Source organism: Thermogemmatispora sp., from assembly GCF_019683635.1.
In the GTDB taxonomy this organism is placed as follows: Bacteria; Chloroflexota; Ktedonobacteria; order Ktedonobacterales; family Ktedonobacteraceae; genus Thermogemmatispora.
The window spans coordinates 1-16,252 of sequence record NZ_JADGIA010000027.1 but is presented as its reverse complement, the minus strand read 5'-3'; the positions used below and the strand labels follow the sequence as shown (position 1 = coordinate 16,252).

Below are 16,252 nucleotides of genomic sequence, written 5' to 3'. Positions count from 1 at the left end.
GGAGAGAAGGGGCCTGTCTCACCAGCCCAGCAAGAGAAAAGCGCTCGCCAGCTAGCTGACCTGACCAGCCGGGCGCTCTTCCCTGCTTTCTCCATAATAACATGGCAGCGGTACCGACGTAATTATTTACGTTCTTCGACGGGGGAGCATCTACAGAGAGGCGGGGATTTGCCCCAAAAGTCATGTCCTCACTGTTTGGTTGTGTAACATCAGAATTGTTTCTATTTACCCATCTTTCTTCTTGTCTCAGGGGAGGCCCAGCGACGAGGGTGCAAGAGGGCAGTGAGGAGAGCGCGGAGGCAGGACAGGCAGCCATCGTGCTCATGCAGCAGGGGCGATTGGCACCCTCCTGTCCTGCCCTGGCCTGTTGTGCTCGCGGTTCGCTTCGCGGGGAAAAAGGGCGAGGCTGGCCGCTGGCGGTCGGCGCGGCGCCGATCTGTCTGTCGGAGGCCCGCCTTGATGCGAGCCTTGTTCTGACCTGGAAGCTGTGGCGATCCAGCCAGCGCCGTCGCGCTCAGTCAAGGTAGTCCTTCAAGTAACGACTGGCCTGGGGATGGCGCAGCTTGCGGATCGCTCGCTCCTCAATCTGGCGCACGCGCTCGCGAGTGACTTTCAACTTGCGACCCACCTCTTCAAGCGTGTGGTCGTGGTCGTCAATGAGGCCAAAGCGGAGCTCGATCACCTGGCGCTCGCGGGTCGTGAGCTGGTTCAGCACCTTCCGAATCTCTTCACGCAGCAGCTGCTGGTTGGTGACCTCCATTGGCCCCCGCTCGCGAGCATCCTCGATGATATCGCCCAGCGTGTTCTCCTCCTCGTCGGAGAGAGGCGCATCCAGCGAGAAGACCTTTTCTGCCCAGATCAGAAGCTCGTTGACGCGCTCTGGACTCATGCCGAGCCGCTCCCCGATGCTCTCGGGTGAAGGCTCCCTTCCCATCTCCTGGTAGAGCTGGCGCATGATGCGCTTGACGCGCATGACCTCCTCCATAATGTAGACCGGAAGGCGCACCACGCGCGTCCCCTCCAGAATCGCTCGCGTAATCGCCTGCTTAATCCACCAGGTGGCGTACGTTGAGAAACGGAAGCCCTTCTTGTAGTCGAACTTGGTGACAGCGCGAATAAGGCCGATATTGCCCTCGCCAATCAGGTCCTCCAGGGAGAGCCCCTGGCCTACGTACTTTTTAGCGATGCTGACCACCAGACGGAGGTTGGCCATGATGAGCTGGTTGCGCGCATCGCTATCTCCCTGTTCAGCCCGCTCGGCCAGTTCAGCCTCGCGCGCTGGAGTCAGCAGGGGGATGCGAGAGATCTCACGGAGGTAGAGGCGCAGGCTATCGCTCTGCGCTAGCGAGGTCAGGTCCGCATCCTCATCCTGCTCTGGTTCCGGCTCCGGTTCCGGCTCCGGCTCTGGTATGAGTTCGCGTTCTGGCTCGGTCGGCTTATCGGCGTCGAACATCACTTTTCGTTCCAAGTACCTGCTCTTGTCTCCCCACCCGGGGCAGGGAGCGATATAATCCTCTCTTGTGGTCGGCCTGCTGGATCGCCGCAAGAGTGACAGACAGTCCCTTCCTCCAGGAAAGGAAGTAAACGTGCTGCAACTCTATCTACTCTGTTCTTATTGTACGAGCGCTCACCGCATCTGGTGAACCGTTTGCCTGCTCCGCCTTCTCTCCCAGGCTACCGCCTTGCCCACTCGCTCCTGGAGCCACGCGCCGGCCCCCTTGCCCCTCCACCCGGCTCCCGAGCAGGCTCCCTTTCTTGCCAGATCGGTTGAGCATGGCCTCATTGTACCATACTGGTACACGATTGCAAGCCGGACCCTTGCTTGCGACCTCTGTCTATTTATAACATCGCTCTGTGGAGCGTTATTCTCTCCAGTATAGCACGAGGGCCACGCAGATGAAATGCCCTTGAGAAGGTAATAGACAGGGGAGAACTTTGGCTACTGTTCTGCGGCGGGGAGTGCCCGAGAACGGTGTAAGAACCTCGCCGCCCCGGCGTTCTTGCCTGCTTATCTCGACGGGTGGGTGGCCCTTGCTCTGCGGCTACTGGTGTACAATAAAATGGGGAATCTGAAGTTACTGGCTAGCCGGTACGGCTCGTTCCGGGCTGCTACTGGCGCTGGGTGGGGCAGCACACAACGGAACGGAAGAGAACGGGAAGCTGGCCCGCTGCCTGAGCCGATCCTGTCAAACATCTGCTGCCGAGTGTTGCCCGGGAGAAGGACTACGAGATGGCTTTTCCCCTGCCTTTGAAATCTGGGACGGTCGTCGGAGGCCACTATATTATCGACGGTCTAATCAACCGCGGCGGCTTTGGCTCGGTCTACCGCGGCATTGATACTAGCGAGGGCGATCGTCCTTGTGCAATCAAGGAAACCTACGATGTAACCCCGGCGGCGCGACGCCAGGCGCTGATGGAGGCGGGCATTCTTTTTACGATTAAGAGTAAACATCTCCCGCAGGTCTACGATGCCTTCGAGGAGGGTGGCCGCTTCTACCTGGTGATGCAGCTGATCGAGGGCCAGAACTTGCTCCAGCTGATGCAGGCGCGCGGCGTCCCCTGCTCAGAGCAGGAGGTGCTGGCCTGGTTTCTGCCTATTATGCAAGTATTGCAGGAGCTGCACAGTCGCACACCGGCGGTGGTCCATCGTGATATCAAGCCAGCCAATATTATTCTGACGGTCCAGGGCTATGCTGTTCTGGTCGATTTCGGCGTAACCAAGCTCTATGATCCTGCCAGCGCCAGCCAGACCATGATCAAAGCGGTGACGGAGGGATTCAGTCCGCTAGAGCAGTATACGGGTACGACAACGCCCCAGTCGGATATCTATGCCCTGGCGGCGACGATGTATTATCTGCTGACGGCAACGAAGCCTCCTTCGGCTATCAGCCGCAGTTTGCGAGAAACGCTGCAGCCTCCACGCCTGCTTAATCCGCAGATCTCGCCTCATGTTGAACAGGCGTTGTTGAAGGGCCTGGCTCTCAATCCCGAGGGGCGTTTTCATTCCATGCGCGAGTTTGCCGAAGCTCTTCAGGGAAGAAACGTCTTTATGGGCCATGCTGACCCAACGGTGCGCGTGATTGGGGGGCCGCTGGCCGGGTCTGGGCTGGGGGCGCGATCGGGAGCAGGCCCGGCAGTGGTGGTCAAGGGGGCGCCTGTACCGCGATCCTCGTCTTATCCTCTCTCGCCGGCTCCTCCAGCCGGTCCGGGACGGCAGTCGGTGCCTGTGCCTGCTGGCCAGGGGAGACAGGCGGTCATGGTGGCCCCGCAGCCGCCAGGCCCATTGCCCAGCCCATTAGGGCAGGGCTGCCTCTGGGGCCTGTTGCAGGGCATTGGCTCAGCGCTCCTGGTGCTGCTGCTGCGTACGCAAGAGGCCCTGTTATTATCGCTGGTTCTGGGCTGGTTGTGCTATCTACTGGCTGGCTTTATGAGCACTCGCCGCGGCGGTAGTTCGCTGCGTGGGGCCCGGGCCGGCTTCTGGGCGGGGATCTGCAGTACGGTGATGTTCTGGCTTGTCTTCAGCTGTGGGCTGCTGATCATCGTGATTCAGCGTCTCCAGGGAGAGCTGCAACACGCTAATCAGGCGGGGCTTCCTCTTCAGATTGGGCGCGAGCTGACGCGCATTATCCACCAGGTGGCGCCCTGGCTCTTCTCGCTCCCTTCGGTGGGAGGGATCTCTCAGGTTCCCGCTCCTCTTCTCTACCTTGGTGGCGGTCTGCTGCTGGCGATGGTGCTCGGCTGGTTAGGGGGTCTGCTCGGGAGACGCGCTTTCCTCAGTCGTCGCTGGGCCAGTGGGAGTGTGTAGCTTGCGGCTGCCAGACCAGGCCACATCGAGGCAGCCGCTGGGGGACTGGACAAAGGGCCTGGAGAGGCTGGCCTGCTGCTGTGGCTATGGTATCATAGGCGCGGGTTGCTCCTGCCTGAGCCGGCTCAACCCATCCTGATTAGACCAACACGAGCACAGACAGAAGGTGGCACGTATTCTGGTGAATGTGAATGAAGCAAGCATGACACAGAGCGCAGACGAAGAGATTCTTCCCGTTCCCGAGTTAGCGCGCCTGCTGAGCGCCGAGCTGCAGCTGTCCAGCGAGCAGATTGCCCGTACCCTGACCTTGCTGGATGAAGGCAACACCATCCCCTTTATCGCTCGCTATCGCAAAGAGGTGACGGGCAGCCTCGATGAAGTTCAGATCCAGGCCATTGCCGACCGCGCCGCGGCCCTCCGTGCCCTTTTTGAGCGCAAGGCTGATGTGCGCCGCTTGATCGCTGCCCAGGGGAAGCTCACACCAGAGCTGGAGGCGGCCATCATGGCGGCCCGCACCCTGCAGGAAGTAGAGGACCTCTATCTTCCCTACCGGCCAAAGCGCAAAACCCGTGCCAGTGTGGCCCGCGAGAAGGGGCTACTCCCGCTGGCAGAGCTGATTCTGCAGCAACCCGAACTACCAGGTGATCCGGCCACGGTGCTAGAGGAGCAGGCGCGGCCTGTGCTTGATCCTGAGAAGGGCGTCGAGACGGCCCTGGAGGCCTATGCGGGAGCGCGCGATATTGTCGCCGAGATCGTCGCCGAAGATGCCAGCGTGCGCGGTGCTGTACGCGCCCTCTTCTTCCAGCAGGCCACGGTCAGCGCCCGCCCCGTCGATCCCGAGGCCCTGGCTGAGAAAGATCCCAAGGGTACCTACCGTATCTACTATGACTTTCACGAGAGCGTCGAACGCATGGTCCCGCATCGCGTCCTCGCTCTCAACCGCGCCGAGCGCGAGGAGGTGCTGCGCGTCAGCGTGACACTCGACTACGAGCAGGCGCGGCCTGCTATCACGGCTCACTATCCCATCAAGGAGACCTCGCCCTTTGCCGCTCAGCTCGCCCAGGCCATCGAAGACGGTTACAAGCGTCTGCTGGCCCCGGCGATGGAGCGCGAGGTGCGCGTTGAGCTGACACGCAAAGCTGAAGAGCATGCCATCGGGATCTTCGCAGCCAACCTGCGCCATCTGCTGCTGCAGCCGCCCCTGCGCGGTTACAAGGTGCTGGGCATCGACCCCGGCTATCGCACCGGCTGCAAGCTGGCCGTCGTCGACGAGACCGGCAAATACCTGACCTCGGATACCATCTATCTCCATCAGGAAGAGAAAGCCAGGCAGACACTACGCCGCCTGATTGGCGAGTACGACCTGAAGGTCATCGCCATAGGCAATGGCACGGCCTCGCGCGAGACCGAGCAGCTGGTGGCGGGATTGATCCGCGAGCTGGAGGAAGAGACGGGGCGCCGCGGCGAGATCGGCTATGTGATCGTCAATGAGGCTGGTGCCTCCGTCTATTCGGCCTCCGACATTGCCCGCCAGGAGTTCCCAACGCTGGACGCCACTCAACGCGGTACCATTTCGATCGCCCGCCGCCTCCAGGACCCGCTGGCGGAGCTGGTCAAGATCGATCCACGCGCGCTGGGCGTTGGTCTCTATCAGCATGATGTTGACCAAAAGGCCCTGGCCGAGATGCTGGAGCGAGTGGTTGTCTCCTGCGTCAATTTTGCGGGCGTCGACCTGAATTCGGCTTCGGCTGCCCTGCTCAGACATGTTGCTGGCATTAACAGCCGTGTCGCCACTGCGATTGTCAAATACCGCGAGGAGCACGGCCCGTTCCGCTCGCGCGAGGAGCTGCTGAAGGTTCCTGGCCTGGGACCGGCTACCTTTACGCAGGCCGCCGGTTTCCTGAAGATCGCTAATGGCGTCGAAATGCTCGACAATAGCTTTATCCACCCCGAGAGCTATCCGGCGGCCCGCGCTTTGCTGGCGATGCTGCCCGACGGCACTGACGGGTCGCTCAAGCCGGCAGAGCGCGTTGCCCAATTCCGACGCCTGGTCAAGCTGCAAAGCACGCTGGGCCGCAGTCGACGTCGACATAGTCAGGATGGCGCTGCACTCGATGGCGAGCAAGCCGCCTGGGCCGAGATTGCGCGCAAGATCGGCGTAGGGCTGCCGACGCTGCTTGATATCTTGGAAAATCTAGAAAAACCGGGCCTTGATCCGCGCGATGAGCTACCCCCTCCCATTCTGCGCCATGATGTCCTGAAGCTGGAGGACCTCAAGCCAGGCATGGTGCTCCAGGGGACCGTACGCAATGTGGTCGACTTCGGTGCCTTTGTGGACATCGGAGTCAAGCGCGATGGCCTGGTTCATATTTCGGAACTGGCCGACCACTATGTCCGCGATCCCTTAGCCGTAGTGGCCGTCGGGCAGGTGGTTCAGGTGCGTGTCCTGGCCGTCGACCTGCAGCGCGAGCAGATCCAGCTCAGCATGCGCGGTCTGCGCGCTACCGCTCGCTAGCTGGTCCTCTGGTGAGCCGTTGCCGCCGCCGATCAGCGGCAGCTAGCCTGGCCAAGGGAGAGATATCTTCCGCGCTATGGCTCTACCTCATCGAAGGGCCTGGGAAGCGGGCGGAAGTAATCAGCGGGGCGGCGAAATTACGCGCTCTTTCCGCATTCGCGAGCGGCATTTCTGCTGCAGACCGCGCCCGTGTGGCCTATAGTAAAACCTGGAGTCGGCTGCTGAGGAGCGCAACCCTTCGCAGGCACCAGCGAGGGCCATGCTCCTTAGCAGCCGACTGCGTCTTTGGCCTCTGTCAGAGTCTCGTCTCTCGTCTGACTTTAGTCGCCCTGTTGGAGCGGGCGCGTTGGTCTGGTAGCCAGCCGTGGTTCGTCGCTGGTGAGACCTTGGAGAAGAGCCAGGCCCTTCTGGTAGAGGAAGCTGGCCCCGAGGCGATCGGCCTCACGGATGGCGCGCAGGGCATAGAGATGGGCCTGCTCCCAGGCTCCTTGCCGCCAGGCGAAGTCAGCCTCATCGAGGACCAGCGCCGGAACGAAGTAAGGGTCAAGGTAGTCGCTGGCCAGAGTGATCAACTGCTCAAGCGTGGCCCGCGCCCCCATCTGATCACCTCGCGTGTGGCAGAGCAATAGCTGAATCTCCAGACGCAGCGCACGGTCATAGGGGAGGGTAAGCTGCCGTTCCTGAGAGATCAAGAGATGCTCGGCGTGGCGCAGAGCTTGCTTGGCCTCTTCCTGACGACGCTGGCGATAGGCATAGCGTCCCTGCAGCTTCAATGCTTCGATGGTGCCGCGCACATCGCCGCACTCCTGGCAAATGCGGAGAAAAATATTAATATAGCGCTGCGCCAGCGCCAGGTCTCCTTCGCTGCTGGCCAGCGCGGCCTGATACAATCGGGAGCGTGCGAGGTAGCTGCGGGGATGACTGCCCTGATTGAGTGCAGGTAGCGGCTGCCCTGGCTGAAGCGCTTGCTGGGCCACCTGGAGGCTTTCCTCGAAGCGCTGATGAGCCTGCTGGAAGTGGCCGTGGTAGAAGTAGAGAACGCCAAGACGCTGGAGAAAGCAGGCGAGAAAGAACGGTGCCCCCGAGCGCTGACTTACCTCAATGCCACGCAGCAAGAGCGGCTCACTCTCGCTCAGAGGCAGATGAGCTAACAGCCCAAGCAGGGACTGCAGAAGCTGGAGGAAAAACGCGCCCTGGCCGCTCTGGTAAGCCTGAGCAAGGGCCAGCAGTAGCTCGGATTGGCGGCTCTTCAGGGCCGGGATATCGTGTTGCTGCTCGCTGGCAAAGGTCAGCAGAGTGGCCTGCCGACGCTGCCATTCCTCCTGGACGTAGGCGCCTAGCAGTGGATGAACCTGATAGCGTCGCTCTTGCGCGCTGCCACTGTCACCTGCCCCACCCTCCATCTCTGGATGGAGATCGAGTAGAGAGCTGCGTACCAGACGCGCCAGATGGACGGCGGTACTGGCCAGCGTGCGTTGTGGAGAGCCAGCAGGCTCAGCGGTAGAAACCTGACCGGACTGAGGTCCAACAGGGCCTATGTCCGTACAACGCTGTTGCCAGTCAGCCGCCTCAGCCAGGCTAAAGGGCCTGGTCGTCAGTGGGGCAAGCTGCAGCAGTAGCTCTCTCGTCTCCTGGGGAAGCGTGGCCAGCGCCTCAGCGAGCAGGCGGCGTAGCTCGCCCTCGCTATCCAGCAAGGCATCGAGTGGATGGAGCGAGAGGCGCTCCGCCAACAACTCGCAGGAGATACCGGCCCCGACCGCGGTGGCGGCCAGCTCGATGGCGCGCGGGAGGCCGCCGACGGCGCTGCAAATACGCTCTGCGGCTTGCAGCTCGCTGGCGCTCAAGGTTGAGGCGCTGCGGCCCAGGAGGGTCAGGAAGAGCGCGAGAGCGTCCTCCGGAGGCAGCGGCTCTAGATGGTAGTGATGGGTGGGCAGAGCGGTAGCAGACGGCACGATCCGACTGATCACCAGCATGCTGCTGCCGGTAAGGTACTCGCAGCTCTCACTCAGGCGCTCCCCCTGGTGGCTGCCGCAGGTCAGCAGGACCTCGGCGGCCTGGCGCAATGGAAAAGGCGATTCCAGATCGTCCAGCAACAGCAAAGCGCGTTTACCGGCGAGCCTTGTGCGCACCTGGTCGAGCAAGGCGGTCATCTCGGCCTCGGAACAGCTGATCTGGCCCGGCATCAGCATCGAGGAGAGCATGAGCGCCCCCTCGCTCTGCTCTGACTGAGGCTGACCCACGTTGAGGAGAGCGAGCAGACGCTGCAACAGGGTGCAAAGGCCGGGCAAGCCCTGACAGCCTCGCGCGCTGAGGGCCACAATGCCGTCGGGGAAAGAGCGCCGATAGCGGTTGGCTTCGGTGGCCAGTAAATGGGCCAGCTCGGCGGCGAGGGCGCTCTTACCGACGCCAGGCATACCGCTGACGATATAGATGCCTGGCCCTTCTTCGCGCAGAGCATGGAGAAGATGCTGAAGCTCGCGATTGCGACCGACCAGGTGAGTAGGACGAGGAGGGAGCAAAACAGGGCTTGGTGAGGAAGGTCCTCCCAGTTGCTCGGTGAGGGTGGCGAGCTGCTCTGTTTCCTGGGGACTGAGATCGTGCAAGCCAGCGGCGCGCTGATAGAGCTGCACATCGCGCGGCGTGCGGCAGAGCAGGGCAGCCAGGGCGAGAACGCGCTGCCGGGTTTTCCCGCGGAAAGGGTAGTGGAGATGGCCGGCTTCCAGCCGCGCCAGAAAATCCTCAGAGATGCCGAAGGCGCGCAGCGCCGGGTCCTTACGGATTGTCTCGATCAAAGCACGTTGGCTGTGCCAGCCGTAGAGGCGCCGTCGTTTGCTGAACCATTGGCCGAACTGGAAGGCGTCCATCCTCTAGACCTCTGTTCCTGCTTCCAAGTGATGAAGTGGATGGCAAGCCTGGTCAGGCTCTCTGGCTGCCACCGTCCGCCCGGATGGGAAACTGGCCTCTCTCCTAGCCGGTTAGTCTGGCTGAGTCCCACTGGCGGCTGCCGGGGGCCAGGTTGCTTGCTGGGCGAGAGTCAGCGCTCAGCGCGAGCTGCTCAGGCTACCATTAGTAGAAACGCCTGGCAGGCTCCAGTGTTGCAAAGACTGGCCCGAGCGGCCCTGGTGGCAAACGGGAAAGAAGATCTCCAAAGCCAGGGCCGCAGCTCTTCAGGTAGAAAGCGTTCCTCCGTAGAGAGGATTCGCTGAAGGGTTACAGAGGTTCTACTGTCAGGACGACTTTCCCAGTGGTACGGCGCTCCGCAATAGCTCGATGAGCGTTAGCCGCCTCTTCGAGAGGGAATGTCTGCCCGACGAAGATGGTCAGCTGGCCAGCGGCCAGATAGCGAGTCAGCTCCTGCATAGCGAAAGCGACCTGCTGCGGACGACTGAGCCAGGCTGTGAGCCAGTAGCCAATGATCGCCTGGTTTTTATACATCAGCTGGATACCGCTGAATTGAACGATCTGCCCGCTGGCGGCTCCATAGACGACCATCCGGCCAAAGGGAGCCAGGCAGCGCAGACTCTGCTCGGCAATTGAGCCGCCGACCATCTCAAGCAGCACATCGGCGCCTCGCCCGCCGGTGGCCTGCCTGACCTGCTCCGTCCAATCCTCCCGGCTGTAGTTGATAGCCCAATCGGCTCCCAGTCGCCGGATATACTCCAGTTTAGCCTCGCTGCTCGCCGTGCCAATGACCTGGCCGGCCCCCAGCAGGCGGGCGAGCTGCACAGCGAAGCTTCCCACGCCTCCGGCGGCGGCATGTACCAGCACGCTTTCACCCGCTTGCAGACGAGCGGAATCATGCAGAAGCTGATAGGCGGTCACACCCTGGACTGGTAGGGCGGCGGCCCGCACGAAGTCAAGGGTTTCCGGAATTGGAAAGACCGTCTCAGCCCTGGCAGTGGCGTATTCGGCATAGCCGCCAGTGGCAAAGGCGGCCACGCGCGTACCCGGGGTGAGATTGTTGACACCCTCGCCCAGCGCTACAATCGTTCCGGCAACCTCGAAGCCGAGCGTCGTCGGTGTCCGCGTGCGCGTCAGATAGGTGCCCTGGCGCTGGGCCAGGTCGGCGTAATTCACCCCGGCAGCCGCCACCTTGATTAACACTTCACCCTGCCGCGGCTGCGGCGTCTCAATCTCTTCCAGGCGCATGACCTCCGGTCCGCCGGTTTCGTAAATGCGGATCGCTTTCATGGTCCAGATATCTCCTTCTCTTTAGTGGTCGATCGAATGCCTGTCATCGCCAGACAGGGCGCCTGCTCTCTTGTGCGTCTGCGCTGCTGGGCGCTCTTAGCCTGTCCGACCGGACAGAGAGATCAATCCGGCTCGCACAAGGGAACGGCGCTTCTGATTCTATCCTATGCAAGGAGACGCTGCGCCAGAGGCAAACAAAGCAAAGCAGGGCAGCCGGAGGCCAGAAAAGAATCTGGTCTGCTCGTTTATCCAACTAGCTGCAACATCCTGGCGGGGAGTGTGGGGGTGTCCCTTGATGAAGGTGACTCATCTCCCTGGCTCAGACATTGACGGCTTCCAGGGGAATGGCGCTACGAAGAGATACCCTGGTACGTAATAGCAAGGTGAGAAACGATTTGCTATAATATTCACTAAGAAGAAAGTACTAAAGATCCACCACCTCTCTGAGAAAGGCGGGGGGAAGCAGTACAATCTTCACGTGTCCGACATAGGGCGAGTGCACTCATACGGTCTTCATCTCCTGGACGGTTTGGCCTCTTCCCTGCGTTATGCTTATGGCAGGAAAGAAAAAGGCGTAACATAGCGATTGAAACATTGACAGACATGCAATGAACTATGAAGGACACGGAAGGCTGCGAGCATCTTCGGCAAAAGATCCTTAAGTGATTGCTTGCGGGCCTTTCTCAGGTGAGGTGAAGGAATGGAAGAAAAGGGTGGTCGCCATGCGCGCTGGTGGCAGCGGGCATGGCGGCGCAATGGTGTGAGGAGTAGGAGAAGCAATCGGCTGAAATGGCTGTCGTGGATACAGGCGCGGCGCAGCGGGCTGTTGACGGGCGCCCTTTTGCTGGCTTTAGTCCTGCTGCTCTTTGGTTTGGTCAGCCAGCTCCAGCCGCCGCTGACTAGCACGGCACCGAGCGGCGTGACAGCGCTGAGCTATAGCGCTTTTGTGGATCAGGTGAAGTCGGGCAGGGTCCTGGCGGTGGTGCTGCAGGATCGCTCAATGTATGGCCTGCTGGCCTCTTCTTCGACGCCCGCCGGGCAGCCCCCTTCCTCGCAGACGCTGACCAATGAGATTAGAACCTGGAGCCGCTCGATTAGCGCTAATGCTAATTATTCGGGTTGGTCCAGCGCACAGTCGCAGGTACAGACCTTCGATCCTGCCCGGCAGATCTATACGCGCCTGCCTGCCGAGGGAGATCCACAGCTAATGCCTCTTTTGACAGAAAAGCATGTGTTTGTGACGATATTGCCCCCTGCCTCTAATCCTTTGTGGCTGCAGTTGCTCTGGCGCCTGCTTCCCGTCGTGGTGATTGGGCTGATTGTCACTCTGATGGCCTTCTCGCTGCGCAATCCACGCCCGCTGCGTGCCCTGGATGAGCGCATCGCGCGCATGAGTCGGAGCCGGGCTCGTCGCTTTGAGAAGCAATCGGGCACGACGGAGCGCAAGGCAGAGGGGTCAGCCCGGGGTAGCAATGGCGGCTCGCTGGCCGAGGCCAGCGGTGGAGGGAGCAATGGTCTGGCGGGGCGCATGGGGCAGGCGCGAGTGAAAACGGCGCCGCCGGTGACCTTTGCCGATGTGGCTGGCATCGATGAGGTGCGTGCCGAGCTGGAAGAGATTGTTGAATTCCTGCGCTCACCGGAGCGTTTCAAGCGTCTAGGGGCGCGCATCCCGCGGGGCGCATTGCTGGTAGGGCCACCAGGGACGGGCAAGACCCTGCTGGCGAAAGCGGTCGCGGGCGAGGCTGGTGTTCCTTTCTTCAGCATCAGCGCCTCGGAATTTGTGGAGATGTTTGTCGGTGTCGGCGCCAGTCGCGTGCGCGATCTCTTTGCCGAGGCCCGCAAGTCGGCCCCTTGTGTCATCTTTATCGATGAGATCGATGCTGTCGGTCGCAAGCGTGGGGCGCGCGTCTTCAGCAATGAGGAGCGCGATCAAACCCTCAACCAGCTACTGGTCGAGCTGGACGGTTTTAACGAGCGCGAAGCGGTGATTGTACTGGCGGCCACCAATCGTGTCGATATCCTGGATCGGGCCTTGCTGCGTCCGGGGCGCTTCGACCGTACAATTACAGTCTCCCTGCCCGATCGGGCGGGCCGGCAGGCCATTCTGGCGGTCCACACCCGCCAGACGCCGCTGCATGAAGATGTCGATCTGGAGCGCCTGGCGCGCCTGACGACGGGCATGAGTGGGGCTGATCTGGCTAACCTGGTCAACGAGGCGGCGCTGATCGCGGCGCGGCGCGACCTGGAGACGGTAACGCAGGCCTGTTTTGAAGAAGCGCTGGCGCGGGTGCAGCTCGGGGTTCTGCGACCGCTGGTGATGAGCGAGCAGGAGCGGCGCGTAATCGCCTACCACGAAGGGGGCCATGCCCTGGTGGCCTACCATCTGCCAGAGGCGGACCGCGTGAATTGCGTGACGATTCTGCCGCGGGGCCAGAGCCTTGGCGTGACTCAGTTTGTCTCCGAGGAGGATCGCTATAACTATAGCCGTGAGCGGCTGATGGCGCGCATTGCCGTTGGCCTGGGAGGACGGGTCGCTGAGGAGCTGATCTTTGGTCCCGAACATGTGACGACGGGGGCTGAGAACGATCTGCAGGTGGTGACGGATCTGGCGCGCCGCATGGTGACTCGCTGGGGTATGAGCGAACAGGTAGGGGTGATTTTCGCCGATTATGGCGCTGAGGAGGCCAGCCCCGCTCTGTCGGCGGTCTCCTCGCGGGCAACAGGAGCGGCGCTGCTGCTGGAGGCTTCTCCGCTGGGACCGGCTTCGGCAAACGCTCGCTTACTGCCGACCCAGGCGGCGACGGCGACCAAGGAGCGTATGCAAGCCTCAGCGACTGGCCTGGGTCGCGGCTTCGGTGCGATCAGCACCTCGCTGGCGGCTCTCATCGATGCCGAGGTGCAGCGGATTCTGAGCGAGGGCCGCGAGCTGGCTCGCTCGATCCTGAGCACGCATTGTGATCAGCTGCATCGGCTGGCTGCGGCGCTGCTGGAGCGAGAACATCTCAATCGTGCTGAGTTTGAGGCCCTCCTGCAGGAGGCAGAGGCTTAGTTGCGGCGCATCTTCTCTCTCTCGCTGACAAGCCAGCATTGACCGGCTGGTCAGGCACGAGGCGAGAGAGAGGCGGCGCCGTTTGCTAGCCCGCGTGTAGGGTCTCGACAAGCGACAGGTAAGGAAAGGGAGTCAGGAAGAGCTGAGCTGGATGAGGCGTCCCTCTCCCCAGCGTCCTTCCCACTCCCAGTGAGCAGCGGAACCGCTGCGCTCGCTTGCAGTCAAGTGAAAATGGTACTGGTCGCCAGCCTCTAGCGAGCAGGTGGCCTGCAGGGCGAAGCTCCCCCACTGGATCGGACCCGCGTGGTAGCGGCTGCCGGGTCGGCGCAGGGCGCGGGGCAGCATGGGGCGCACCGTGAGCTTGCCCGCCTCTTCTTCGCGCAGACCGAGCAGGTAGCGCAGCAAGAGATGAAGACCCAAGGCGCCCCAGCCATAGCCTTCAATACCAGCGGTGACGTATTCCGGCACGGCACCGTGCCAGTGCGCCTGGCGATATTCACGGGTCACCCCTGGTAGACCTTCTTCGGCGGTGAAGGAGCGCCGATCGAGATGGCGGTAGCCGTCGCTGATGAACTGGGCAGCGAGTTCGGCAGCCACCTCTGGCTGGCCGGCAGCGTCGGCGGCTCCGATGACGGTCAAGGCCACTGGGGGCCAGCAGAGCGGAGCCCAACCTCCGCTATGAGTGGGAGGGTGACGCAGCGCTTCCTGAAGCTGCTCGCTCTGTCCCCAGCCAGCCACTCCACAAAAGAGGGGGGCCAGGTGCATGGCATCCCGCTCGCTCGACCATTGCTGGCGCTGAGAATCGTAGTCTCGAAACCAGCCACGTTGCCACATGCGTCGCGTCTTGACCGTGAATTCATCGGCGATGCCTTGCCACCAGGCGGCTTCAGCCAGCCAGTCCTCACGGCTGAGCACCAGGCCGGCGGTGGTCCGGCCCGGCTCTTCCTCCCCCTCCTCCTGGGCCAGAATCGTCGCCCAGCGCGCCACAATAGCCGCTCCCTGAGCCATGCTGGCCTGCAGGTCCACCGGGCGCACATGCTGGATGAGCGTCCCCCCGGTTTGCTGCGGTCCAAAGCGGCTTGACACATCCTGGCCGCTCTCCCATGAGCAGGCGTAGACCAGCCAGCCCTCGCCATCGCGGCGGTGCTCCAGCCACCAGCGCAGATAGGCTGCGGCAGCTGGATAGAGGCGGCGGAGCCAGGCGCGGTTACCGCTGCGCCGGAAGAGCAGATCACAACAATAGAGGGGATAGCCCCACTCCGGGGCAGTTCCGCAGATCTGCCCATCGTCGGCCACCATGTTGTAGCTGCCATCCTCGCGCATACAGGGGAGATTGGCGTGAGGCGCCTCCGTAAAATGGGTCAAGAGCACCTCCTCAGCCAACTCGGGGGCGGCATAGCTAAGGAAGAGCGCATCCAGCGCCGCCTCAGCCAGTACCAGGCGCGGCGCCTGAAGCTGCATGCCATCCCAGACTCCCTTAAGCAGACCACAAGGAGGGCGCATTACCATACGCAAGGTCTCTTGATCGTAGACGAAGCCACGGCGCCAGGTCGCGGGCCAGTCGCCCGACAGCTGGGGTGCTCGTTCCCAGAAAGCCTCGTCCTCTTGCTCACGCTCGCGTAAGGCCACCTGAAAGCCTGCCTGGGCCTCGCGCCAGCGGCCATAGCTCTGGTCAAGCGAGACCCCGCGCGCCAGCAAGAGGAGTAGGCGGCGCTCCTCGCCATCCGCCGTCAGCTCCACAGTGCAGGGCAGCGTCAGCGTGCGCACCTGCCAGCCGGTCTCTGGGTCCGCCTGCGTTACCGTTGGTGGGGCCACAGCGGCTCCGCGTAGTCGAGCAGCCAGCTCAGCCTGCGTGACGGTATAGATCACCTCTCCTGGCTGTGGCGCGGGACCACCATCGACAGCCACCCAGCCGTGAATGAAGACGTCGCCCTCGCTGGCGATGCCGAGCATGGCCAGGTTGCCCCCAGGTAGAGCGCGCCCATAGAGGCCATGCTCCCACAGGCGGCTCGTGAAGGGATTGTGGGTGTGCTCGTGTTGAAGATAGCAGGTCACGCGCAGCCCGGACTCGCGCGTGGACGTCAGCGAGAGCAGACAGCCCAGTACGTGCTCCTCAACCAGAAAATACACGGCGCGCACTAGCAGATTGTGTGAGGGAACAATACAATTGTAGGCAAAGCGATTCCTGGTATGGAGAGGGCTATTGAGTGCACAGCCCCGGCGCTGGAAATCTTCCGGCGTAATTAGCAAGAGATCATCGTCGAGGCGTAGCCCGATATTCAGGTGGGCACTGTATTGAAACTGGTTGCGCACATAGCTGCCCAGATTAGGTACATGCCAGCCCATGCCAAGCGGAGGACGACTGCGGAGCACACCGCTCGGATTCAGCTTCCAGCTATGGAAGGGATTGTCTAGATAACCATGCGGCGTAAAATCATCGCGGGGAACCATCGGCGCCCGGCCCTTTCCTTCTCATGCTTGCCGGCTGAAGGCTCAGCCTGCTCTATCTGTCCTGCTCCCCAATGATAACCTGCCAACTGCTGCCCCGCAAGCCCTGGCCAACGGCCCCTTTTCTCTTGCCAGCTCCTGGCGTCCACCACACCTGTCGCAGCAGCATGCCTTGACAAATGCCACCCTCTACTCTATACTTTCTCTAGTTGCTATATTAATATAAGTAACTATTGTTGAGTCG

General features: G+C 62.0%; 7 protein-coding genes. 3 read left to right on the top strand and 4 right to left on the bottom strand.

From position 1 onward, the window contains the following. Nucleotides 1–514: 514 nt before the first annotated feature. A complete protein-coding gene (locus IRZ31_RS05165) occupies nucleotides 515–1,468 on the bottom strand; it encodes a sigma-70 family RNA polymerase sigma factor (RefSeq protein ID WP_223258449.1) in 954 nt (317 codons plus the stop codon). Between the two features lie 762 nt (nucleotides 1,469–2,230). On the opposite strand from IRZ31_RS05165, the gene IRZ31_RS05160 reads away from it, so the two are divergent. After that, nucleotides 2,231–3,805, top strand: a complete 1,575-nt coding sequence (locus IRZ31_RS05160) for a serine/threonine-protein kinase (RefSeq protein ID WP_297150522.1) — start codon at nucleotides 2,231–2,233, stop codon at nucleotides 3,803–3,805. A 202-nt stretch (nucleotides 3,806–4,007) separates the two neighbouring features. Further along, nucleotides 4,008–6,320, top strand: a complete 2,313-nt coding sequence (locus IRZ31_RS05155) for a Tex family protein (RefSeq protein ID WP_297150519.1) — start codon at nucleotides 4,008–4,010, stop codon at nucleotides 6,318–6,320. 320 nt (nucleotides 6,321–6,640) lie between these two features. On the opposite strand, the gene IRZ31_RS05150 is transcribed toward IRZ31_RS05155, so the two are convergent. Together IRZ31_RS05150 and IRZ31_RS05145 are read right to left on the bottom strand one after the other, a co-directional pair. Further along, on the bottom strand, nucleotides 6,641–9,184 hold the full coding sequence (locus IRZ31_RS05150) for an AAA family ATPase (RefSeq protein ID WP_297150517.1): 2,544 nt from the start codon (nucleotides 9,182–9,184) through the stop codon (nucleotides 6,641–6,643). 346 nt (nucleotides 9,185–9,530) lie between these two features. Continuing rightward, nucleotides 9,531–10,511, bottom strand: a complete 981-nt coding sequence (locus IRZ31_RS05145) for an NADPH:quinone oxidoreductase family protein (RefSeq protein WP_297150514.1) — start codon at nucleotides 10,509–10,511, stop codon at nucleotides 9,531–9,533. A 700-nt stretch (nucleotides 10,512–11,211) separates the two neighbouring features. Between IRZ31_RS05145 and ftsH the strand changes: the two genes are divergently transcribed. After that, nucleotides 11,212–13,560: an ATP-dependent zinc metalloprotease FtsH gene (gene ftsH, locus IRZ31_RS05140; protein WP_297150511.1), complete on the top strand. Its 2,349-nt coding sequence runs from the start codon at nucleotides 11,212–11,214 to the stop codon at nucleotides 13,558–13,560. Nucleotides 13,561–13,692: 132 nt separating this feature from the next. Here ftsH and IRZ31_RS05135 read toward each other — a convergent pair whose 3' ends face one another. Continuing rightward, nucleotides 13,693–16,011 carry a trehalase family glycosidase gene (locus IRZ31_RS05135; protein WP_297150508.1) on the bottom strand — a complete coding sequence of 773 codons (2,319 nt, stop codon included), beginning with the start codon at nucleotides 16,009–16,011 and terminating at the stop codon, nucleotides 13,693–13,695. Nucleotides 16,012–16,252: the final 241 nt, after the last annotated feature.

What these genes read in the sequence shown, in the direction of transcription:
- ftsH (WP_297150511.1), top strand. Translation starts at nt 11,212, where the DNA reads ATGGAAGAAAAGGGTGGTCGCCATGCGCGCTGGTGGCAGCGGGCATGG.
- IRZ31_RS05145 (WP_297150514.1), bottom strand. Translation starts at nt 10,511, where the DNA reads ATGAAAGCGATCCGCATTTACGAAACCGGCGGACCGGAGGTCATGCGC.
- IRZ31_RS05160 (WP_297150522.1), top strand. Translation starts at nt 2,231, where the DNA reads ATGGCTTTTCCCCTGCCTTTGAAATCTGGGACGGTCGTCGGAGGCCAC.
- IRZ31_RS05150 (WP_297150517.1), bottom strand. Translation starts at nt 9,184, where the DNA reads ATGGACGCCTTCCAGTTCGGCCAATGGTTCAGCAAACGACGGCGCCTC.
- IRZ31_RS05135 (WP_297150508.1), bottom strand. Translation starts at nt 16,011, where the DNA reads ATGGTTCCCCGCGATGATTTTACGCCGCATGGTTATCTAGACAATCCC.
- IRZ31_RS05155 (WP_297150519.1), top strand. Translation starts at nt 4,008, where the DNA reads ATGACACAGAGCGCAGACGAAGAGATTCTTCCCGTTCCCGAGTTAGCG.